The sequence below is a fragment of the Streptacidiphilus sp. MAP12-33 genome (genome assembly GCF_041261265.1).
GTDB lineage: Bacteria > Actinomycetota > Actinomycetes > Streptomycetales > Streptomycetaceae > Streptacidiphilus.
Map to the genome: position 1 here is coordinate 36,866 of NZ_JBGCCA010000033.1, position 20,652 is coordinate 57,517.

The 20,652-nt window shown below is 74.3% G+C and carries 14 protein-coding genes; 9 read left to right on the forward strand and 5 right to left on the reverse strand.

Features of this window, described 5'->3' with window-relative positions; translation table 11 throughout:
• Window positions 1–111: 111 nt before the first annotated feature.
• Window positions 112–1,011: an MBL fold metallo-hydrolase gene (locus ABH931_RS28540; RefSeq protein ID WP_370119277.1), complete on the reverse strand. Its 900-nt coding sequence runs from the start codon at window positions 1,009–1,011 to the stop codon at window positions 112–114.
• 167 nt (window positions 1,012–1,178) lie between these two features.
• Between ABH931_RS28540 and ABH931_RS28545 the strand changes: the two genes are divergently transcribed.
• On the forward strand, window positions 1,179–1,610 hold the full coding sequence (locus ABH931_RS28545; protein ID WP_370119279.1) for a nuclear transport factor 2 family protein: 432 nt from the start codon (window positions 1,179–1,181) through the stop codon (window positions 1,608–1,610).
• Window positions 1,611–1,621: 11 nt separating this feature from the next.
• Window positions 1,622–2,530 (forward strand): glucose-1-phosphate thymidylyltransferase RfbA, encoded by a 909-nt coding sequence (gene rfbA / locus ABH931_RS28550; RefSeq protein ID WP_370119281.1) that lies wholly within the window; start codon window positions 1,622–1,624, stop codon window positions 2,528–2,530.
• Between the two features lie 136 nt (window positions 2,531–2,666).
• Here rfbA and ABH931_RS28555 read toward each other — a convergent pair whose 3' ends face one another.
• Window positions 2,667–3,656, reverse strand: a complete 990-nt coding sequence (locus ABH931_RS28555; protein ID WP_370119284.1) for a ketoacyl-ACP synthase III family protein — start codon at window positions 3,654–3,656, stop codon at window positions 2,667–2,669.
• Between the two features lie 203 nt (window positions 3,657–3,859).
• Here ABH931_RS28555 and ABH931_RS28560 point away from each other — a divergent pair, with 203 nt between their 5' ends.
• From ABH931_RS28560 to ABH931_RS28580, 5 genes are read left to right on the forward strand one after another with little or no spacing between them, the layout of a single operon-like run.
• Window positions 3,860–4,873, forward strand: coding sequence for an acyltransferase domain-containing protein (locus ABH931_RS28560; protein ID WP_370119287.1), 1,014 nt, complete (start codon window positions 3,860–3,862; stop codon window positions 4,871–4,873).
• Window positions 4,866–6,908 (forward strand): beta-ketoacyl synthase N-terminal-like domain-containing protein, encoded by a 2,043-nt coding sequence (locus ABH931_RS28565; RefSeq protein WP_370119290.1) that lies wholly within the window; start codon window positions 4,866–4,868, stop codon window positions 6,906–6,908. The genes ABH931_RS28560 and ABH931_RS28565 overlap by 8 nt, the downstream gene beginning before the upstream one ends.
• Complete coding sequence (locus ABH931_RS28570; RefSeq protein ID WP_370119292.1) at window positions 6,905–13,459, forward strand: type I polyketide synthase; 6,555 nt, start codon at window positions 6,905–6,907, stop codon at window positions 13,457–13,459. Before ABH931_RS28565 ends, ABH931_RS28570 begins: the two co-directional genes overlap by 4 nt.
• Entirely contained in the window at window positions 13,459–14,481 is a 1,023-nt protein-coding gene (locus ABH931_RS28575) for an aromatase/cyclase (protein WP_370119294.1), read from the forward strand. The genes ABH931_RS28570 and ABH931_RS28575 overlap by 1 nt, the downstream gene beginning before the upstream one ends.
• A gap of 8 nt (window positions 14,482–14,489) precedes the next feature.
• Window positions 14,490–15,695, forward strand: a complete 1,206-nt coding sequence (locus ABH931_RS28580; protein ID WP_370119297.1) for an acyl-CoA dehydrogenase family protein — start codon at window positions 14,490–14,492, stop codon at window positions 15,693–15,695.
• A 72-nt stretch (window positions 15,696–15,767) separates the two neighbouring features.
• On the opposite strand, the gene ABH931_RS28585 is transcribed toward ABH931_RS28580, so the two are convergent.
• Window positions 15,768–17,291 (reverse strand): alpha/beta fold hydrolase, encoded by a 1,524-nt coding sequence (locus ABH931_RS28585; protein WP_370119298.1) that lies wholly within the window; start codon window positions 17,289–17,291, stop codon window positions 15,768–15,770.
• A gap of 142 nt (window positions 17,292–17,433) precedes the next feature.
• Between ABH931_RS28585 and ABH931_RS28590 the strand changes: the two genes are divergently transcribed.
• On the forward strand, window positions 17,434–17,757 hold the full coding sequence (locus ABH931_RS28590; RefSeq protein ID WP_370119301.1) for a 2Fe-2S iron-sulfur cluster-binding protein: 324 nt from the start codon (window positions 17,434–17,436) through the stop codon (window positions 17,755–17,757).
• A 91-nt stretch (window positions 17,758–17,848) separates the two neighbouring features.
• Here the strand turns inward: ABH931_RS28590 and ABH931_RS28595 are convergent, their stop codons facing one another.
• Entirely contained in the window at window positions 17,849–18,679 is an 831-nt protein-coding gene (locus ABH931_RS28595) for an NAD(P)H-binding protein (protein WP_370119303.1), read from the reverse strand.
• 146 nt (window positions 18,680–18,825) lie between these two features.
• On the opposite strand from ABH931_RS28595, the gene ABH931_RS28600 reads away from it, so the two are divergent.
• Entirely contained in the window at window positions 18,826–19,806 is a 981-nt protein-coding gene (locus tag ABH931_RS28600) for a helix-turn-helix transcriptional regulator (RefSeq protein ID WP_370119306.1), read from the forward strand.
• 15 nt (window positions 19,807–19,821) lie between these two features.
• Here ABH931_RS28600 and ABH931_RS28605 read toward each other — a convergent pair whose 3' ends face one another.
• On the reverse strand, window positions 19,822–20,379 hold the full coding sequence (locus ABH931_RS28605) for a hypothetical protein (RefSeq protein ID WP_370119309.1): 558 nt from the start codon (window positions 20,377–20,379) through the stop codon (window positions 19,822–19,824).
• Window positions 20,380–20,652: the final 273 nt, after the last annotated feature.

Consider the following 20,652-nt stretch of genomic DNA (forward strand, 5'->3'; position numbering starts at 1 on the left):
GCGCGGGGAACTGCGCGAACAACCACCCTGTGCGGACGGCCCTGTTACTGGGCGACCATCCGCATGCCGGTGGCTTGTCGCGCAGTTCCCCGCGCCCCTGGTGGTGCAGGCTCAGGCGGTGCAGATCGGCAATCCGCCGTGGAAGGTGATCATCTCGCCGAACGCCGCGGCGATGTCCGCCTCTGCGCCGGACAGCTCCGCGTACGCGCGGTGGAGGTTGCCCACGACCCGCTCGGAGTCGATCAGTTCGGCGAAGCGTCCCAACTGGGCCCTCCGGGCGACCTCCAGAACGTCGTGGCCGGCCTCCAGCCCCGACCTGGCCAACTCCAGGAGCCAGCTCAGGTAGGACTCCGTCCGGTCCAGCAACTCCGGTCCACCGACCGGCCCGTGGCCCGGGACGACGGTCTCCGCGCCCAACGCCCGGAGCCGGTCGATCACCGCCAGGGAGCCCGTCACGGACCCCATCAGGCAGAACGGCGTCGTGTCCGACCACAGCACGTCCCCGGCGAACAGCACACCGTCGTCCGGAAGCCAGACGACCGTGTCGCCCTCGGTGTGGGCCGTGCCCGGGTGCAGCAGCGTGATCGTGCGGCCGCCCGCGTACAGCGCGGCGGACTCGCCGGCGTAGGTGACGTCCGCGCCGACGATGGGCGTCTCACCCCACTCCACGTCCGGCCACAGGCCGCGCAGCCCGTGGCCCGCCGCCAGGTGGTCCCTGCGGCAGTGCTCGTGGGCGACGATCACCGCACGCGGCTTGAAGTACGCGTTGCCGAAGGTGTGGTCGCCGTGGAAGTGCGTGTTGACCAGGAAGTCCGGTCCGCTCGGCGCCAGTTCGCCGACCGCCGCCGCCAGCGCCCGCGCCCGCCGCTCCGTCGCCGCGGTGTCGACCAGCACGGCTGCTCCGCCGTCGACGATCAGCCCGGCGTTGTTCAGGCACCAGCCGCCGTCCGGCTGCACCCAGGCGTGCACGCCCGAGGCGACCGCCACCAGCTCCGTCGTTCGTGTCCCCACTCCCGCCTCCATTCCACGTGCCGCTCGTCCCATGAGCATTCATCGCCCGGCACGAGGCACGGTCGAACGTGCGACCAGCACATTCCTGGCGCAGTCGGGAGTCCACCCCCTCTCCAGCCCACGGCGAAACGCTGGACGTCACCCGAGTCGACATACAGGAGGACGCCGTGACGGTGCCCAAGGTGACCGCCGAGGACTACATCGAGATCCTCGCGTTCTACGCCCGCCAGATCCACCTGATGGACGCCCTGAAGATCGAGGAGTACGCCGACACCTTCACCGACGACGGCGTCATCGACCACGCCCACCGCAACGAGCGCCTCGCCGGCCGGGAGGCGATGCTGGCCGCCATGCGCGCCGCGCTCCCCCGCTACCGGGACGTCGTGCCGCGGCACTGGTTCGACCACTACCTGATCGAGCCGTTCGCCGAGGGCGACGGCTGGCGGGTCGTCTACTACTGCCTGGTCTCCCGCACCGACGCCCAGGGCAAGGTGGACTTCGAGCCCAGCTTCACCGTCGAGGACGAGCTGGTGCGGCTCGCGGACGGCGAGATCAGGACCCGGCTCCGGGTCATCCACATGGACCGACCCGCCTCCTGAGGAGGACCGCCATGAAGGGCATCGTCCTGGCCGGCGGCAGCGGGACGCGGCTGCACCCGATGACGCTGGCCGTCTCCAAGCAGCTGCTCCCCGTCTCCGACAAACCGATGATCTACTACCCGCTCTCGGTGCTGATGCTGGCCGGGATCCGGGACATCCTGGTCATCACCACCCCCGCCGACCTGCCCTACTTCCAGCGGCTGCTGGGCGACGGCGGCCAGTTCGGCATCGCACTGAGCTACGCCGTCCAGGAGGAGCCCAAGGGCCTGCCGCAGGCGTTCACGATCGGGGCCGACTTCATCGGCAACGACTCGGTGGCGCTGATCCTCGGCGACAACATCTTCTACGGCCCCCGCTTCCGCACGACGTTGCAGATCACCGCGCGGAGCGTGGAGGGCTGCGTCCTGTTCGGCTACCCGGTGCCCGATCCGGAGCGGTTCGGCGTCGGCGAGACGGACGCCTCGGGGCGCCTGGTCTCCCTGGAGGAGAAGCCCGCCAACCCGCGCTCGGACCGGGCGATCACCGGGCTGTACTTCTACGACAACGACGTCGTCGACGTGGCCAAGAACCTCGCTCCCTCGCCGCGGGGCGAGCTGGAGATCACCGACGTCAACCAGTGGTACCTGCGGCACGGCCGGGCCCGCCTGATCGACCTCGGGCGCGGGTTCGCGTGGCTCGACACCGGGACGCCGGAGGCGCTGCTGAAGGCCGGCGTGTACGTGCAGGCGATGGAGGAGCGGCAGGGTGTCCGGATCGCCTGCCTGGAGGAGATCGCCCTCCAGATGGGCTTCATCGACGCGGACGCGTGCCACCGGCTCGGCGAGAGGCTGGCGAAGTCGCCGTACGGGCAGTACGTGATGGAGGTCGCCGCGGAGGCCTCCGGCACGGGCGGCTTCCGCAGGCGCCTGGTGCACCACTAGGGGACGTTGCACTATCCAGGGGCGCGGGGAACTGCGCGAGCAACCACCCTGTGCGGATGGCCCTGAACATCGAGGACCATCCGCATGTGGGTGGCTTGTCGCGCAGTTCCCCGCGCCCCTGGATAGTGCAACGTGCTCAAGGCGTCTCGAGGATCTCCAGGATCGCGACCGTCCAGGCGAAGCCGCCGCCCGCGCTCACCAGGGCGCCGATCTGGCCGGGGCGGAGCGCCTGCGTCTGCACCAGGTGCGCCAGCCCGGCGAACATGTCGCCCGCGCCCAGGTGGCCCACGCCCGCGCCCCACGGCCACGTCGTCTGCTCGGGCTCCAGCTCCAGCGCCTGGAAGAACTGGAAGTCCATCTTGGCCTTGCCGAGATTCGGCAGCACCGTCCAGTCCAGTTCCGACCGCTTCACGTCGGCCTGCTCCAGCGCCTCCTCGAAGGCGCGCTGCTGACCGCCGTGCAGGCGGTCGATCAGCTCGGCCATGCCGATCTCCTTGACCAGGCGCGCCCGCGGCTCCTCCACCGAGACCGGGTTCCGGGTCTGCATCGGCGCCGCCGCGAACGGGTCGTCGCCGCGGCCCATCTTCTCCAGCGTCGGGTCGGAGATCGTCACCAGGCTGCGGATCAGCGCGAAGCCGCCCGCCGTGGAGACCACCAGCGCGGTGCCCCCGTCGGCGAGGATCGTGCCGGGGTCGCTGGCCCAGCGGTCGATGCCGGGAAGGCAGAAGCGGTCACCGGTGGTGACCAGCGCGCTGTGCCGGGCCGCGCCCGCGCGCAGGTAGGCCACCGCGAGCTCCAGCGCCGCCATGCCGCCGTTGGAAAGCTGCTCGACGTGCAGCGACAGGCAGGTGTTGCCCACGGCCTCCCGCTGGACGTACGAGGCCGGCGCCCACAGGTCGTAGCCCTGGAACCAGCTGCTGGCGTGCAGCACCAGTTCGACGTCGTCCGGCCGGGTCCCGGCCTGCCGCAGGGCCTGGCGGGCCGCGCGGACCGCCAGCTGCGGGCCGGACTCGTCCTCGCTCACGCAGACCCCGCGCATCCGGGTCCTGCGCACGGTCCAGTCGTCGGTCAGGCCGAGCCGCACCGCCTCCTGGGCGGGCATGGCCGGGGGCAGATGGAGTCCCACCCCGGAAACGAAAACCTCTTTTGCGTGCACCGCTGCTCACCCCTCCACGCGACGGCATCCGGCCGTCGAGCCTGCCGCGGGGCGCTCGGGGGTCGCTCAACCCGGGCCAGAGCGGCGGGCCGCGCCCGGCACTCGATCCGGGCTCAGGTGAGCGTCGAACCCGCGCGCCCATGGTCGGGGCGGAGGAAAGGAAGGTAAGCCGGATGCCGCTGACAGCCCAACGGACGAGTCCGCCGGTCGCACTCGTCTTCCCCGGACAAGGTGCGCAGTACCCGCGCATGGCCGCAGGCCTCTACGGGCACGACGAGACGTTCTCCTTCTGGATGGACGAGGCGTTCCGGCTGCTGGGCCCCGACGGGCCCCGGCTGCGCCGCGAGTGGCTCGCCGCACACCCGTCGGCCGCCTACGACGACGTGACCGTCGCCCAGCCGCTGCTCTTCGCCGTCAACCACGCGCTGGGGCGCACCGTGCTCGGCTGGGGCGTCGCGCCCGTGGCCCTGCTCGGCCACAGCGTCGGGGAGTTCGCCGCCGCGACGCTCGCCGGGATCCTCGACTTCGCCGACGCGGTCGGCCTGATGCGGGACCGCGTCGAGCACTTCGTCCACACCCCGCCCGGCGGCATGCTCGCCGTCGCGGCGTCGGTGGCCGAGGTCGCCGACCTCCTCGCGCCCGAGCGCGAGAGCGGCGGTGTGCACCTCGCGGCCGTCAACGCCGCCCGGCAGCTGCTGCTCGCCGGAGAGCGCGAGCCGCTGGACGCCGCCGCCCGGGAGTTGGCGGCGCGCGGTCTCATCTGCCGTGACGTGCTGGCCAAGCAGGCGTTCCACAGCCCCGCCGTCGACGCCGCCGTGCTCGCCAGCCTGCCCGCCTTCCGCGCGGTGACGCTGCGCCGCCCGTCGATCCCGCTGTGGTCCGCCTACACCCGCGGCCTGCTCACCGACGAGGAGGCGCTGGACCCGGAGTTCTGGGCCTGGCAGGCCGCCCGCACCGTCCACTTCGCGCCGACGCTCGGCGCGCTGCTGGACCGGCACGACTGCCTGCTGGTGGAGGCCGGCCCCGGCGACAGTCTCAGCCGGCTGGCCCGGCGCCAGCCCCGGGTGCTCGGCAAGCACAGCACCGTCCACCCGCTGGTGCCGGGCGACCGGGACGACCGCGAGGCCGTCACGGAGCTGCGCGAGCGGCTGCTCGCCCTGGTCGAGGCCGGAGGCCGCCATGTCTGAACGTCCTGAACACCCCGAGCGCGCCCTCCCGGCGGAGGAGCCGATCGCGGTCGTCGGGATGGCCTGCCGCTTCCCCGGCGCCGACGACCTCACCGGCTTCTGGCGGATGCTCGGCCGCGGCGGCGAGGCGATCGCCCCCGGCACGGGCTTCCGCGACGGCCGCCGCTCCGGCGGCTACCTGCGCGACGTGGAGCACTTCGACGCGGCGTTCTTCGGCATCACCGCGACCGAGGCCGCGGCGATGGACCCGCAGCAGCGGCTGCTGCTCGAACTGAGCTGGCACGCCCTGGAGGACGCTCGCCTCGTCGCCACCGAGGGCGGCCCGACGGGCGTCTTCGTCGGCTGCTGCTCCGACGACTACGCGCTGCTGAGCCGCGCGTCGGGCGCGGTCGACGCCTGGACGATGACGGGCACCTCCCGCACCTTCCTGGCCAACCGCGTCTCCTACGCCTTCGGCTTCACCGGCCCCAGCACCGTCGTCGACACCGGCCAGTCCTCGTCGCTGGCCGCCCTGCACCAGGGCGTCGCGGCCCTGCGGCGCGGCGAGTGCGCGACCGCGCTGGTCGCAGGCGTACAGCTGAACCTCTCCCCGGTCGGGGACGCGCTGATCGAGGAGCTGGGCGCGATGTCGCCCACCGGCCGCTGCCACACCTTCGACTCCCACGCGGACGGCATCGTGCGCGGCGAGGGCGCGGGCGTGCTGGTGCTGAAGCCGCTGGGAGCGGCGCGCGCCGACGGCGACCGGATCTACTGCACCGTGCTGGCCACGGCCCTCAACAACGACGGCGGTGGCGTCACCCTCACCTCCCCGCGCCAGGAGGCCCAGCAGGAGCTGCTGGCCGAGGCCTGCCGCAGGGCGGGGGTCGCGCCGTCCGCGATCGGCTACGTGGAACTGCACGGCACCGGCACGCGGGCGGGCGACCCGGTGGAGGCGCGGGCGCTCGGGCACGTGCTCGGTCAGGACCGTCCGGCCGAAAGGCCGTTGCTGGTGGGCTCGGTGAAGACGAACATCGGCCACCTGGAGGCGGCGGCGGGGCTGGCGGGCCTGATCAAGACGGCGTCCGCGCTGTACCACCGCCAGCTCCCGCCGACGCTCAACCACCGCCGCCCCAACCCGGACATCGACCTGGCGGGCCTCCGGCTCAAGGTCTGCACCCGCCGCACCCCGTGGCCCGGCACGGACGGCCCGCTGCTGGCCGGCGTCTCGGCCTTCGGCCTCGGCGGCACCAACGTCCACGCGGTGCTGAGCGCCTGTGACGACGCCGCAGGCCCGGAGGGCCGAGCGGGGGCCGGTGGCGACGCGCGCGTCGTGCCCGTGGTGGTGTCCGCCCGGGACGAGGCCGCGCTGCGCGCTCAAGCCGCGGCGCTGGCCGCCTTCGTGGCGCGGCAGAAGGAGGTCGACCTCGTCGATCTGGCCTTCTCGTGCGCGACCACGCGTGCCGCGTTGCCGCTGCGGGCGGCCGTGCTCGCCGCCGAGCCGGAGGAACTCGTCGCGCGGTTGCGCGAACTCGCCGAGGGCGTGCGGCCGGAGCCGGCCGGGGCGGAGGCCACGAGCCCCGCCGCAGAGGCCGTCGCCGCGTTCCTGCTCGACAAGCCCGTCGACTGGGCGGCCCTGTTCGGGCCCGGCGCGCGCCGCGTCGACCTGCCGCTGTATCCGTTCCAGCGCAAGCCCCACTGGATCAGCGTCAGCGCCACCGTCGCGCCGACTCCGGCGGGCCCCGCGCCCGTCACCGCGGCGGCCGCGGAAGCCGCCTGGTCGGGGGACCCGCTCGACCTCGTCCTCCAGCGCACCGTCGAGATCCTCGGCCTGGCTCCGGGCACGGAGATCCCGCTCGACACGAGCTTCACCGACCTCGGCCTGGATTCCCGCATGGCCGTCGCCCTGCGCAACGCCCTCGCCCGCGCGGTGGGCCGCGCCCTGCCGACGACGCTGCTCTTCGACCACCCCACACCGGCCGCGCTGATCGAGGCGCTCCGGTCGGACGCCCCGGACGCCCCGGACGGCCCGCAGACGAAAGGTCACGACCGACGATGACTCCCCACGCGGAACCCCTCGACGGTGAGCAGGAAGCCGTCGCCATTGTGGCCATGGGCTGCCGCTACCCGGGCGGCGTGCGCACCCCGGCCGACCTGTGGCGCCTCGTCGCCGAACGCCGGGACGCCACCTCCGACTTCCCCACCGACCGCGGCTGGCGTGCCGCGGACTTCGCCGACGGGCGCTCGATCACCACGCGCGGCGGCTTCCTGGAGGACGCCAGCCTCTTCGACGCGAAGTTCTTCGGCATCTCCCCGCGCGAGGCGGAGGGCATGGACCCGCAGCAGCGGGTGCTGCTGGAGGTGGCCTGGGAGACGTTCGAGCGCGGCGGCCTGGACCGTGCCGCGCTGAGCGGCAGCGACACCGGCGTCTTCGTCGGCGCCATGGCGCAGGAGTACGGGCCGCGCCTGCACGAGGAGAACCAGGGACAGGGCGGCTACCGGATCACCGGCAGCTCCACCTCCGTCGCCTCGGGCCGGATCGCCTACTACTTCGGCCTGCGGGGCCCGGCGCTGACCGTGGACACGGCCTGCTCCTCCTCACTCGTCGCGATCCACCTGGCCGTGCAGGCGCTGCGGCAGGGCGAGTGCCGCCTGGCGCTGGCCGGCGGCATCGCCGTGATGTCCACGCCGGGCATGTTCGTCGACTTCACCCGGCAGAACGGTCTCTCCCCCGACGGCCGTTGCCGTCCGTTCTCGGACGACGCCGACGGCACCGCCTGGGCCGAGGGCGCGGGTCTGCTGCTGCTGGAGCGGCTGACCGACGCCCGCGCCAACGGGCACGAGGTGCTGGCGGTGGTCCGCGGCTCCGCGATCAACTCCGACGGCGCCAGCAACGGCCTGACCGCGCCCAACAAGGCCGCGCAGGAGGACGTCATCCGCGCGGCGCTGCGGCAGGCCGGGATCGACCCGCACGGCGTGGACGTCGTCGAGGCGCACGGCACCGGCACGGAGCTCGGCGACCCGATCGAGGCGCGCGCCCTGGCCGCCGTCTACGGGCAGGACCGGCCCGCCGACCGGCCGTTGCGGCTGGGCTCGCTGAAGTCGAACTTCGGGCACGCCCAGGCGGCCGCCGGGGTCGGCGGCGTGATCAAGATGGTCGAGGCGATGCGCGCCGGCGTGCTGCCCGCGACGCTGAACGTCAACCGGCCCACCCACCACATCGACTGGGCGGGCAGCGGCCTGGCCCTGCTCACCGAGGCCCGGCCGTGGGAGCCGGGCGGGCGTCCGGCCCGCGCGGCCGTCTCCTCCTTCGGCATCAGCGGCACCAACGCGCACATCGTGCTGGAGCACGCCGTGCCGGCCCCGGTGCCCGCCGTGCAGCGGGCCACCGCGAGCCCGCTGGTGTGGGCGCTGTCGGCGCCCAGCCCCGAGGCGCTCCAGCGCCAGGCCCGCGCGCTGGCCGACCACCTCCTCACGGCCTCCCCGGAGGAGGACGGCGCCACCGACATGACCGAGGCCGCCGACGTCGCCCGCACCCTGCGCACCCGCACCCGTTTCCCGCACCGCGGCAGCGTCGTCGCCGACAGCCGGGCCGAGCTGCTCGCGGGCCTGGAGACGCTGGCCTCCGGCACCCCGCTGCCGGTCGTGCCCGGCCGCTACCAGTCGCCGACCGTGGTCCGCACCGAGTCCCACCGCGACCTGGCCGGGCCGGTCTTCGTCTTCCCCGGGCAGGGCTCGCAGTGGGTCGAGATGGGTCTCGCGCTGATGGCCGAGTCGCCCGTCTTCGCCGGGTCGATCCGCGCCTGCGAGGAGGAACTGGCGAAGTTCTGCGACTGGCGGCTGACGGACGCGCTGCGCGGCGAGGGCCTGGACCGCGTCGACGTGGTGCAGCCCGCACTGTTCTCGGTGATGGTCTCGCTGGCGGCGCTGTGGCGCTCGGTCGGCGTGGAGCCGTCCGCCGTGGTCGGTCACTCGCAGGGCGAGATCGCCGCCGCCCACGTGGCGGGCGCGCTCGGCCTGGAGGACGCCTGCCGGGTCGTGGCGCTGCGCAGCCAGGCCCTGGCCGCGCTGGCCCCGCCCGGCGGCATGGCCTCGGTACTGCTCGGCGCGGAGGAGACGCAGCGGCTGCTCAACACCGTCGACGGCGTATCCATGGCCGCGACCAACTCCCCGACCTCGACGGTCGTCGCGGGCGAGGACGCCGGACTGGACGAGCTGATCGCGCACTGCGAGCGCGAGGGCGTCGACGCCCGCCGGATCAACGTCGACTACGCCTCCCACACCGAGGCGATGGAACACCTGGAGGACCGGCTGCTGACCGACCTCGCACCGGTCGCCCCGCGCGCCTCCGAGGTCAAGCTCTACTCGACGCTGACCGGCACCGTGCTCGACACCACCGAGATGGACGCCGCCTACTGGTACGAGAACCTGCGCAACACCGTGCGCTTCGCGCCGGTCGTGCGGACGCTGATCGAGAAGCGGCACCGGACCTTCCTGGAGATGAGCCCGCACCCGGTGCTGACCTTCAGCATCCAGGAGGCCCTGGACGCGGCCGGTGCGCGCGGCACGGTGCTCGGCAGCCTGCGCCGCGAGAGCGGCGGTCTCGGCCAGTTCCTGGCCCAGGCGGCGGCCCTGCCGGACTCGGCCGGACCGGTCGACCTCGCCTCCGTGCAACCGGAGGGGCGTCAGCTCTCCCTGCCCGGCGTCCAGTTCGACCGTGCCCGGTTCTGGGTCACCGCTCCGGACACCACCGCCGCCACGCGGCTCGGCGCCTTCGCGGCCGAGCCGGTCGAGCTGCCGACCGGCCAGACGGTGGTGACCGCCACCGTCGACCGGGAGCGGTTCCCGTGGCTGGCCGACCACGTCGTGCGCGGCGCCGCGCTGGTGCCGGCGACGGTGTTCGTGTCGCTGCTCACCGAGATCGGCACGGCGCTCGACGTCCCCGTCGTCGCCGACCTGACGCTCAGCGCGCCGCTGGTCCTGCCCTCGTCCGAGCAGGGCGCGCCGGACCTGCGGGTGGTGCTCGCCGCCCCCGACACCGCCGGACGCCGGACCCTGACCGTGCACTCCCGTGCCGCGGACGGCGGTTGGGTCCAGCACGCGTCCGGGATCCTGGCCCCCACGGCCGGTGCCGACGCCCCCGTCTCGCCGTGGTCCACCCAGGGCGCGACCGCCGTCGACCTGGCCGGCGTCTACGCCGGCCTCGCCGTGCGCGGCTACGACTACGGCCCCGCCTTCGCCGGCCTGCGCGCCCTGTGGACGCGCGGGGACGAGACCCTCGCCGAGGTCGCCCTGCCCGACGCCGACGCGGCGCCCTTCGCCGGCGCCCACCCGGCGCTGCTGGACGCGGCCCTGCACCCGGTCGTGCTGGCGACCGGCGTGGGGCTCCAGGTCCCGTTCGCCTGGCACGACGCAGAGCTGCGGCCCACCGACGCCCGCACGCTGCGGGTCCGCGCGGTGCCGAGCGGGGACGGCGCCTACGCGGTGACCCTCCTGGACGAGCAGGACCGCCTGGTCGGCTCCGTCGCCGCGCTGACGCTGCGCCCGCTGCCCGACACCGAGGGTGGCGTCGCCCTGCGGCCGGTCTGGGAGCGGCTCCCCACCGGCGACCTCCCGGCTGGCCTGGGCGCCGACGCCTGGGTGACGGTGGCCGCCCCCGAACTGGCGGCGGCCCGTGACTACCCGGAGCTGGACGCGGTCCCGGGCGCCGGTGTGGGCGTCGTCGTCGTGCCGCTGAGCGCCGGCCCCTACCTCGGTGCGGGCACCGGTGCGGGGATCGGCGCCTACGCCGTCACCGGCGAGGGAGTCGGCCTGGGCCTCGGCGTCGGCCTCGGCGACGAGGAGCGGCTGCCCGGCCACGCCGAGCGGCTCGCCGTCGCCGCCACCGACCTGCTGCAGTCCTGGCTCGCGGTGCCGCGTCCCGCCGACTCCCGCCTCGCCCTGGTGACCCGGGGCGCGCTGGCGGCCCTCGACCGCGAGCCGGTCCGCGACCTGGCCGCCGCCGTCGCCACCGGCCTGGTCCGCTCGGCGCAGACGGAGCACCCGGACACCTTCCGTCTGGTCGACCTCGACGACGACCCGGCCTCCCTGCGCGCCCTGCCGCAGGCCCTGGCTGGCGACGAGCCCGAGATCGCGGTGCGCGCCGGACGCCTGTACCGGCCGCGGCTGCGACCCGCCGACGACGGCGGCTTCACCCCGCCCGCCGAGGGCGCCTGGCGGCTCGACGTCACCAGCAAGGGCACCCTGGACCACCTCGCGCTGCTCCCCCACCCCGAGGCGGAGGCGGAACTGGGCCCGCGCCAGGTCCGGATCGAGGTCCGCGCGGCGGGCCTGAACTTCCGCGACGTGACCGTGGGTCTCGGCCTGGTCCCGACCGAGCTGACCATGGGCAGCGAGGGGTCGGGCGTGGTGACCGAGGTCGGTTCGGCGGTCAGCCGCTTCGCCGTCGGCGACCGGGTGTTCGGCATGTTCGAGCGCTCGCTGGGCCCGCTCGCCGTCGCCGACGAGCGCATGGTCAAGCCGCTGCCCGCCGGCTGGAGCTGGGCCGAGGCGGCGGGCGTGCCGATCGTCTTCATCACCGCCTACCAGTGCCTGGTCGACGTCGCGGCCACCCAGCGCGGCGACGCCGTGCTGGTCCACACCGCGACCGGCGGCGTCGGCCTCGCCGCGATCCAGCTGGCCCGCCACTTCGGCGCCGACGTGTTCGCCACCGCGCACCCCGACAAGCAGCCGGTGCTGCGTGCCTGGGGCGTCGCCGAGGACCACATCGCCTCCTCGCGCACGCTCGACTTCGCCGACGCGTTCCGCACGGCGACGGGCGGGCGCGGCGTGGACGTGGTGCTCAACTCCCTGTCCGGCCGGGCCATCGACCGCTCGCTCGGACTGCTCGCCGAGGGCGGCCGGTTCGCCGAGATGGGCAAGACCGACCTGCGCGACGTGGCCGCCACCGAGCTCGCACATCCAGGTGTCACCTATCGCGCCTACAACATCCTCGGCATCGGCCCCGACCGGATCAGCGAGGTGCTGGACGAGCTCGTCGCCCTGTTCGAGGCGGGCGCGCTGCGTCATCTCCCGGTCCGCACCTGGGACGTGCGGCAGGGGCGGGTGCCGCTGCGGATGCTGAGCCGGGGCCGCCACCGCGGCAAGCTCGTCCTGACCATGCCCCGCTCCTACGACCCGAGCCGCCCGACCCTGATCACCGGCGGCACCGGCGGCCTCGGCGCCGAACTGGCCCGGCACCTGGTCACCGCACACGGCGCCCGGCACCTGCTGCTGCTCAGCCGCTCCGGCGCCAAGGCGCCCGGCGCGGCGGAGCTGGAGGCGGAGCTGACCGGGCTCGGCGCCCGGGTCTCGCTGCTCGCCTGCGACGTCACCGACGCCGAGGACCTCGGCAAGGTCGTCGCCGAGTACGAGCCCGGCAGCGTCTTCCACACGGCGGGGGTCATGCGCGACGCGCTGGTCGGCCGCCTCACCCCGGTGCAGCTGCGCACGGTGCTGCGACCCAAGGTCGCCGGCGCCTGGCACCTGCACCGGCTGACGGAGCACCTGGACCTGTCCGCGTTCGTGCTCTTCTCCTCGGTGGCCGGCACGTTCGGCAACCCCGGCCAGGGCAACTACGCCGCCGCCAACACCTTCCTGGACGCCCTCGCCCAGCACCGCCGCGCCCGCGGCCTGGAGGCGACCTCCCTCGACTGGGGCCTGTGGCGCCAGTCGACGGGCATGACCGGCCACCTGACGGACGCCGACACGGCGGCGCTGGCCCGCATCGGCATCGCCCCCCTCGACACCGCGGACGCCCTCCACCTGCTCGACTCCTGCCTCACCTCCCCCACCCCGGTCCGCGCCCCCCTCCGCCTCGCCCTCGACGACCTCCGCCCGGGTACCCGCGCGGCCGCACTGCTCGACGGCCTCCCGGGCGCGCACGCGGCGGGTCACGGCCTGTCGTCCGGCCGCCTGACGGTGGCGGGCTCCAGCCTGCCTGCACCGGGGTCGGCGGCAGCCGGCACCCCGACGGCAGGCCTGGCGGCCGGCACGGGAGCGCCGGGCTCGGCCGACTCGGTCGGCGCGGGAGCGCCGGGCTCGGCCGGCGCGGTCGGCGCGGTCGGCTCGGTCGGCGCGGGAGCGCCGGGCTCGGTCGGCTCGGTCGGCGCAGCCGTCGGCGTGGCAGGCGGCGTGGCAGGCGGCGTGGCAGGCGGCGTGGCAGGCGGCGTGGCAGGCGGCGTGGCAGGCGGAACCCTGGCAGCAGGTACGGGAGGCACCGCCCTGGCCGGCCCGGCCGGCGCGGCTGTCGGCGGCGCGGCAGGTGGGGCCGCCGTAGCGGGCCCGGCCGGCGCCGCCGTCGGCGCCCCGGCGGCCGCCGCCGCGGACCCCGCGGAGCGGCTGCTGCAGCTGGTGCGCGGCCATGCCGCGGAGGTGCTCGGGTACCCGCAGGCGGACGCGGTCGGACCCGACGACACCTTCAAGGAGCTCGGCTTCGACTCGCTGCTCAGCGTCGACCTGCGCAACCGGCTCAACGCCGCCACCGGCCTGCGACTCGCGGCGGGCGCCGTGCTCGACCACCCCACCCCGCGCGAACTCGTCCACTACATCTCAGGATTGGAAGGCGCCTGATGGCACCCAACGCCGCACCTCACGCCGCACCCCACGCCGCGACCACCGCCGGCACCACCCGGATGACCCATCGGATCGACGTGGCGGCCCAGCCGGAAGCGGTCTACCGGATCGTCGCCGACGTCGCCCGGTGGCCGCTCTACTTCCCGCCCACCGTGCGGGCCGCGCAGACCTCCGTCACGGAGAGCGCGGACGGCGGCGCCACCGAGGAGACGATCCGGCTCTGGGCCCTCGCCAACGGGCGCCTGCGCACCTGGGAGTCGCGCCGCAGCCTGCGCCCGCAGTCCCTGCAGGTCGAGTTCGAGCAGGTCACCCCGGCCTCGCCGGTCGCCCTCATGGGCGGCGCCTGGCGGCTCGAACCGACGCCGGAGGGGGGCACCTCCGTCCGTCTGGAGCACTGGTTCCGCGCCGCCGGGGACGACCCGGCCGCGCTGGAGCAGATCACCCGCGCCGTCGACACCAACAGCCGCTCCGAGCTGGAGCACCTGCGCCGCGCCGCCGAGCGCGGCGACACGGAGGCGGAGCTCTACCTGGACTTCTCCGACAGCGAGACCGTCGCGGGCTCCCTCTCGGACGTCTACGACTTCGTCTACGAGGCCGCCAAGTGGCCCGTCCGGCTGCCGCACGTGGCCCGCCTGGAGCTCCAGGAAGACGAGCCGGGGCTGCAGTTCATGGAGATGGACACCCGTTCCCCCGACGGCTCGGTGCACACCACCGCCTCCGGCCGGGTCTGCGAGACCGACCGGCGCATCACCTACAAGCAGACGACGCTGCCGCCCGCCTTCCTCGCCCACAACGGCGAGTGGACCTTCGAGGCCCACCCGGAGGACGACACGGTCACCGTCACCTCCCGCCACTTCGTACTGCTGGACCCCGAGGGCCTGGCCAAGCTGCCCCAGCCGCCCGCCTCCCTGGACGCCGCCAAGCAGGCCGTGCGGCACGCCCTCGGCTCCAACAGCCGGGCCACGATGGCCAAGGCGCGCGAGTTCGCCGAGGCCCGCCGCCTCGCGCCGGCGAAGTGAGCATCGCCATGACGACAACCCTCAACGCGCCCGCCGGCACCTCCCAGGGCTCCACCGCCACCGAGGTCCTGAACCGTGTCCGCACCTTCGCGCGCGCGGAACTGCTGGGCAAGGAGGAGTACTTCGACTCCCTGCCCGACCAGCCCACCGCCGAGGCGGCCCGGCTGCACGCCGCCGGACTGGCCAACTGGTGGATCCCCGCGGCCTACGGCGGCCTCGGCCTGAGCCTCGCCGACAGCGTCGACATCGTCTCCGAACTCGCCTACGGCGACGCGGGTTTCGCCTTCGGCGCGTTCCTCCCGGTGCTCGGCACGGCCATGCTCCAGCTGTACGGCACCGACGAGCTGGCCCGTCCCGTGCTGGAGCGGATGATCGCGGGCGGCGGGCGGCTCGGCATCCTCGGCAGCGAGGAGGAGGCGGGCAGCGAACTCGGCCGCACCGCCACCACGTTCCGCCGCGACGGCGACAACCTGGTGCTGAACGGTGAGAAGTACTTCTCGACCAACTCCGGCAGCGCCGACCTGCTGCTGGTGCTGGCCCGCTCCGCCGACGACGAGGCGGACTACGCCATGGTCGCCGTCCCCCGCGAGGCGCCGGGTGTGGAGATCGTCAAGCGCTGGGACATGATCGGCGTCCGCGGCTCCGGCACCTACCAGGCCCGGCTGCGGGACGTCGCCGTGCCCGCCGCCCACCGGCTGCGCGGCAACGGCCTGCGGCATCTGGAGATCGGGCTCAACGCGAGCCGGATCCTCATCGCCGCCACCGCGATCGGCGTCTCCCGCCGCATCCGGGACCTGTCGATGGAGTACGCGGGCCAGAAGCGGATCAAGGGCGCGCGGCTCCAGGACAACGCCGTCTTCGCCGCGAAGCTCGGTCAGATCGAGACGCTGGTCGAGGTGATGCGCAGCCAGTGCCGGGCGGCGGCGGCCGAGTTCGACCGCTACCTGGAGGCCCCGGACGGCGGCGCGGCCGCCCTCTACCGGGTCGGCTCGCTGCGCTCGGCGCTGGCCGCCAAGCTCTTCTGCGGGCAGGCGGGTTGGCAGGTGGCCACACTCGGCTCGGAGATGTTCGGCGGCCTCGGCTACACGCACGAGCATCCGATCGGGAAGCTGGTGCGGGACATGCGCTACGTCTCGGTCGTCGAGGGCGGCGAGGACGTGATGCGGGAGCTGCTCTACACCCGCTTCGTGGTGCCCGCGGGCAAGCGGCGCTAGCGACGGTCGTCAAGCCGAGGAGGCCGGCCGCCCGAGGGCGACCGGCCTCCTCCCGCTGTCCGTCCTGCCCCGTCAGTCGTCCTCGGGGACGGGCGGCGCCTGACGCGAGCCGGACACCGAGACCCGGTAGGGCGGGAGCACACCCTCCACCAGGTAGCCCTCGACCAGCGCCTCCAACGCCGGGTTGGCCCCGGCCAGCAGGTAGACCTCGTGCTCCCCGGAGTCCTTCACGGTGATCAGGTGGTGGCCCAGCCGCTCCGCCAGGGCCTCGCCGCCCTCGCGGTGGTCCATCGGGTCGCCGTCGGCCTGCACGATCACGCCCGCCGGGTAGCCCTCGCGGGCCAGCACCGTGGGCGGCTCGGGCGACTGGAAGGTGCGGAACGCGCCGACCCAGGGCGCCGCCCGCAGCACGCCGTGACCGTAGGGGCAGTGCGCGCGGAAGGCCCGCATGTCCGCGTAGTAGGTCTCCAGGTCGGTCGGCCAGGCCGTCTCCAGCGTCACCGCCTCCAGGACGCTCTGCTTCCACTGCTCGCTGGCCCGGGCGCCCCAGCCACCCGTGCCGTGCTCGGCCAGCAGCGCCGCCACCCGCTCACCGTCGACGGCCCCGCCGTGCGCGTGGCCACCCGTCGGATCACCGCCCGTCGCGTCACCACCCGTCGCGTCACCACCCGTCGGATCACCGCCGGTCGCGTCACCGCCCGTCGCATCCAGCAACTCGCCGACCAGCAGGCCCAGCCGGGCCCAGGCCGAGCGGTCGGTGGCCAGGCCGCCGACGATCCCGTCGAACGCGGTCCGGGCCGCCACCCCCGGCCCCGTCTCCAGCCGTGCCACGACCCGCTCCACCGCGCCGACGACCTCGTCCGCCGTGCCGCCCAGCCCGAAGTGCTTCGCGCGCCGCGCGGTCCAGCCCGCCCACAGTTCGACGTTCTCCCGCACCGCGCGCCCCTGCGCGAGGAACTGCTCGCGCCAGGTCCAGTTCGGGTGCACGCAGGAGTCCAGCACGCTGCGGTCCAGGTGGGCGGGGAACATCGTGCCGTAGACCGCGCCGACGTAACTCCCGTACGCGTAGCCGAGGAAGCTGAGCTTCTCCTCACCGAGCGCGACCCGCAGCGCGTCCAGGTCCCGGGCCAGGTTGCGGGTGTTGACGTGCGGGCGCATCGCGCCGCCGATCCGCTCGCAGCCGAGCTCGCGCTCGCGCATGTCCGCGGCCATCGCCGCGAACGCCGCGTCCGGCGGACGGGAGTCGAAAACCGAGGTGACGGGGGTCAGCTCGATCCGCAGCGGCGTCGAGGCACCGGTGCCGCGCGGGTCGAGGCCGACCAGGTCGTAGACCTCGGCCAGCCGGGTGGCCGCCAGCCGGGCGGGCATGTCCCGTCCGAGGCCGCCGTCGCCGCCCGGACCGCCCGTCACCCCGACCAGCACGCCGCGGCGCCTGGCCGGGTCGGTGGCCCGCAGGCGGCTCAGCGCGATCGTGATCCGCTCGCCCCCCGGATCGGCGTGGTCCAGCGGAACCTCCAGGGTGGCGTACTCCAGACGCGGGTCCGCCCCGTCCACCCCGGCGGGCGACCAGTCGAGCCGCCGGCCTGTGTCCAGCATCGCTTCCTCCTCCGAGCCATGACCGATATCCGTGCGGACATCCGTACTGGTCAGACTCCAGCGGGGCTCTCGATTCGACCTGGAGTATGAGCGGGACCGGATAGGGCAGCGAGAACCGAGAAGGCACGGAGGATCCGACGCCATGGCCAAGATCACCTATCGCAGCGCGGACGGCACCGCGACGATCGTCGACGTCCCCGAGGGCAATTCCGTGATGCGCGGGGCGGTCGTCAACGGAGTCGCCGGCATCGTCGGCGAGTGCGGCGGCGGCGCCATGTGCGCGACCTGCCACGTCTATGTGGACACCAGGACGTCGGTGCCGCTGCCCGCGGTCTCCGAGATCGAGGACGAGCTGCTCCACACGACCGTCTGCCCGCGCCGCCCGAACAGCCGGCTCAGCTGCCAGCTCCCGGTCACCGACGAGGTGGACGGCCTCGTGGTGGACCTGCCGGAGCGGCAGCAGTGAGCGGTGCCGGCGAGCGGACGGCGCGGGCTGCCCTGGGGTGAGAGGGGCCTGTCGCGGCGGTCAGAACACGCCGGTCAGAACGGGGCGGCGGTCAGAACGCGGCGGCGTGGTCCAGCACCCAGTCGCGGTAGCTGCGGGCCGGGCGGCCGGTGATGCGCTCCACCTCGCCGGTCACCGGGGCCGGCCGGTCGACGGAGGAGGACCAGGCGTGCAGGATGCCGTCCAGGATCGGGCCGGGCACGTGCGCGCTCATCGCCTCGCGCACCACCTCGGCGGGCAGCTCCTGGTAGCTGATCGGGCGGCCGAGCGCGTCGCCCATGATCCGCGCCTGGTCCGCGTGGGTCAGCGACTCGGGGCCGGTCAGCCGGTAGACCTGCTGCGCGTGCCCGTCCCCGGTGAGCACGGCGGCGGCCACCGCGGCGATGTCGGCCTCGTGGATCGGCGCGCCGGTGGCCCCCGCGTAGGCGCCGCGGACCACGTCGCCGCCCTGCGTCTGCCCGGCCCACATCAGCGAGTTGGCGGCGAAGACGTCGGGGCGCAGGAACGTCCACTCCAGGCTGGAGCCGCGCAGCGCCTGCTCGATGTCCGCGTGGTAAGCGGCGATCGGGCCGGACGCGAGGTCCGCGTCCTCGACCGCGCCGGAGGAGAGGAGGACCACGCGGCGCACCCCGGCGGCCTCGGCGGCGGCCACGAAGCCCGGTCCCGAGCCGGGCACGGCGAACAGGAAGACGGCCTCGGCCCCGTCCAGCGCCGCGTCCAGCGTCGCCGGATCGGCCAGGTCCCCGGCGACGACGTCGACGCCCTCGGGCAGCTGCGCCCGCTGCGGGTCACGGGTCAGCGCCCGCACCTTGTGCCCCTGCTCGACCAGCAGCTCCAGCGCCCGACGACCGACGTTTCCGGTGGCTCCGGTGACCAGGATCATGACGTTCTCCCTTGCTCGCACCTTGCTTGTGCCTTGCTTGTGCCTTGCTTGCACCACCGATGTTAGGAACCATTGAGGACAGGTTCGGTCCTCAACCGGAGGGTGTTTTCGGACTTACTTGGACTGATTTGGGGGATTTCGACGCCATGCTGGAGACCTCGGCCCGACTCCTGAGACTGCTGTCCCTGCTCCAGTCCCGCCCCGACTGGCCGGGCGACGAGCTCGCCCAGCGGCTCGACGTCACCACCCGCACCGTCCGCCGCGACGTGGACCGGCTGCGCGAGCTCGGCTACCCCGTCGACTCGATGACCGGCCTCGGCGGCGGCTACCGCCTCGGCGTCGGCGCGGCCCTGCCACCGCTGCTGCTCAACGACGAGGAGGCCGTGGCCGTGGCCGTCGGCCTGCGCGCGGCGGCGACCGGCTCGGTCGCGGGCTTCGAGGAGACCTCCCTGCGGGCGCTGGCCAAGCTGGAACAGGTGCTGCCCTCCCGGCTGCGGCACCGTGTCGCCTCGGTCCAGTCGGCGATCGTCCAGCTCAGCGCGTCCGGCCCGGCCGTCGACGCGGGCCTGCTGGCCGCGCTGGCGGGCGCCTGCCGAGCCCACGAGGGCGTCCGCTTCGGCTACCAGGGGCGGGGCCGGCGGGTCGAGCCGTACCGGCTGGTCCACACCGGCCGCCGCTGGTACCTGCTCGCCTACGACCTGGACCGCGACGACTGGCGCACGTTCCGCCTCGACCGCTTCGACGCCGACGCGGCGCTCCAGCCCGGCCCCCGCTTCACTCCCCGGCCCGCGCCTGCGGAGGACCTGGACGCCTACCTCTCCGACAAGCTCTCTTCCGCCCCCTACCGCTACCAGGCGACGATCCTCTTCCACGCCCCGCTGGAGGCCCTGGCCGACCGCACCTCCCCGACGGCCGGCCGCCTGGAACGCCGCGACGACCACTCCTGCCTCTTCCACGCGGGCGCGGCCTCCCTCGACGAGATCGCCCTCCACGTCGCCCTCAAGGGCGTCGACTTCGAGGTCCTCGACCCGCCCGAGCTCCGCACCCACCTCGCCACCCTGGCCGCCCGCCTGACCCGCGCGGCAGCGGGGACGGCCACGGCGACGGCGACGGCGACGAACGGGTAACCGGCGGCGCCCGCCCTACCCGGCGAGGGACAGCTCCCCGGAACCGAGCACGACGATGGACTGCCTGAGCGTCGCGCCGGTCCAGTCGCACTGGTTCCTGGCCACGAGCTCGTCCAGCGTCACGGTGAGGTGGAACGTGCCCGCTATCCCCCGGTATGCCCCGTCGCCGGAGCCAGGGACGACCACGGCCGTGCCGGTGGTGGTGACGTGCCCCGCGCAGGACCGCGTGTCCATGGGGTGCGCGCCGATGGCGGCGAGGAGCTGCTGGTCCAGCGCGCCGAAGTCGATCCGGAAGCTGCCCTGGCTCAGCACGAGCTTCATCTGACCGGCATGGCCGGTGCTGACGCTCCCGTCGGGATTGACGCTGACGGACTCACCGAAATCCCCGAGCGCTCCGGTGAGGATCACCGAGGCGCTCGGGCCGTCGTTGTCCGTGAAGCTGGAGAAATGGACCGCGCCGCGGTGCGCGGACGCTCCGGCCTCGCTCGGCGAGGCCGAGGCTGACGTGGCGATCAGAACCGCACCGCCGACTGCGACGGCGGCGACGACAGGCAGAACTCTCCTCTTCCGCACGACTCCCCCTCAGGACACGTGGTTCCGGGACCTGCCCAGCGTCCCGCCCGCTGCCCATGAGCCGCATCAGGGAAGCACCCTGACGCACCCCTGATTCCGGCAAGGTCCACCTCCGGCACCACCGGCGAACCCGCTGAAACCCAAAGGCCCCGGTCGCAGTGACTGCGACCGGGGCCTCAAAGGAGCCGCCTTCGGGATTCGAACCCGAGACCTACGCATTACGAGTACACGTGATCACCCGCCAGCTAGTCCCAGCTGGCCGACTTGCGTCCC

Coding starts and splice junctions, on each gene's coding strand:
- ABH931_RS28595 (WP_370119303.1), bottom strand. CDS start 18,679: ATGATCCTGGTCACCGGAGCCACCGGAAACGTCGGTCGTCGGGCGCTG.
- ABH931_RS28565 (WP_370119290.1), top strand. CDS start 4,866: ATGTCTGAACGTCCTGAACACCCCGAGCGCGCCCTCCCGGCGGAGGAG.
- ABH931_RS28585 (WP_370119298.1), bottom strand. CDS start 17,291: ATGCTGGACACAGGCCGGCGGCTCGACTGGTCGCCCGCCGGGGTGGAC.
- ABH931_RS28560 (WP_370119287.1), top strand. CDS start 3,860: ATGCCGCTGACAGCCCAACGGACGAGTCCGCCGGTCGCACTCGTCTTC.
- rfbA (WP_370119281.1), top strand. CDS start 1,622: ATGAAGGGCATCGTCCTGGCCGGCGGCAGCGGGACGCGGCTGCACCCG.
- ABH931_RS28570 (WP_370119292.1), top strand. CDS start 6,905: ATGACTCCCCACGCGGAACCCCTCGACGGTGAGCAGGAAGCCGTCGCC.
- ABH931_RS28590 (WP_370119301.1), top strand. CDS start 17,434: ATGGCCAAGATCACCTATCGCAGCGCGGACGGCACCGCGACGATCGTC.
- ABH931_RS28600 (WP_370119306.1), top strand. CDS start 18,826: ATGCTGGAGACCTCGGCCCGACTCCTGAGACTGCTGTCCCTGCTCCAG.
- ABH931_RS28575 (WP_370119294.1), top strand. CDS start 13,459: ATGGCACCCAACGCCGCACCTCACGCCGCACCCCACGCCGCGACCACC.
- ABH931_RS28580 (WP_370119297.1), top strand. CDS start 14,490: ATGACGACAACCCTCAACGCGCCCGCCGGCACCTCCCAGGGCTCCACC.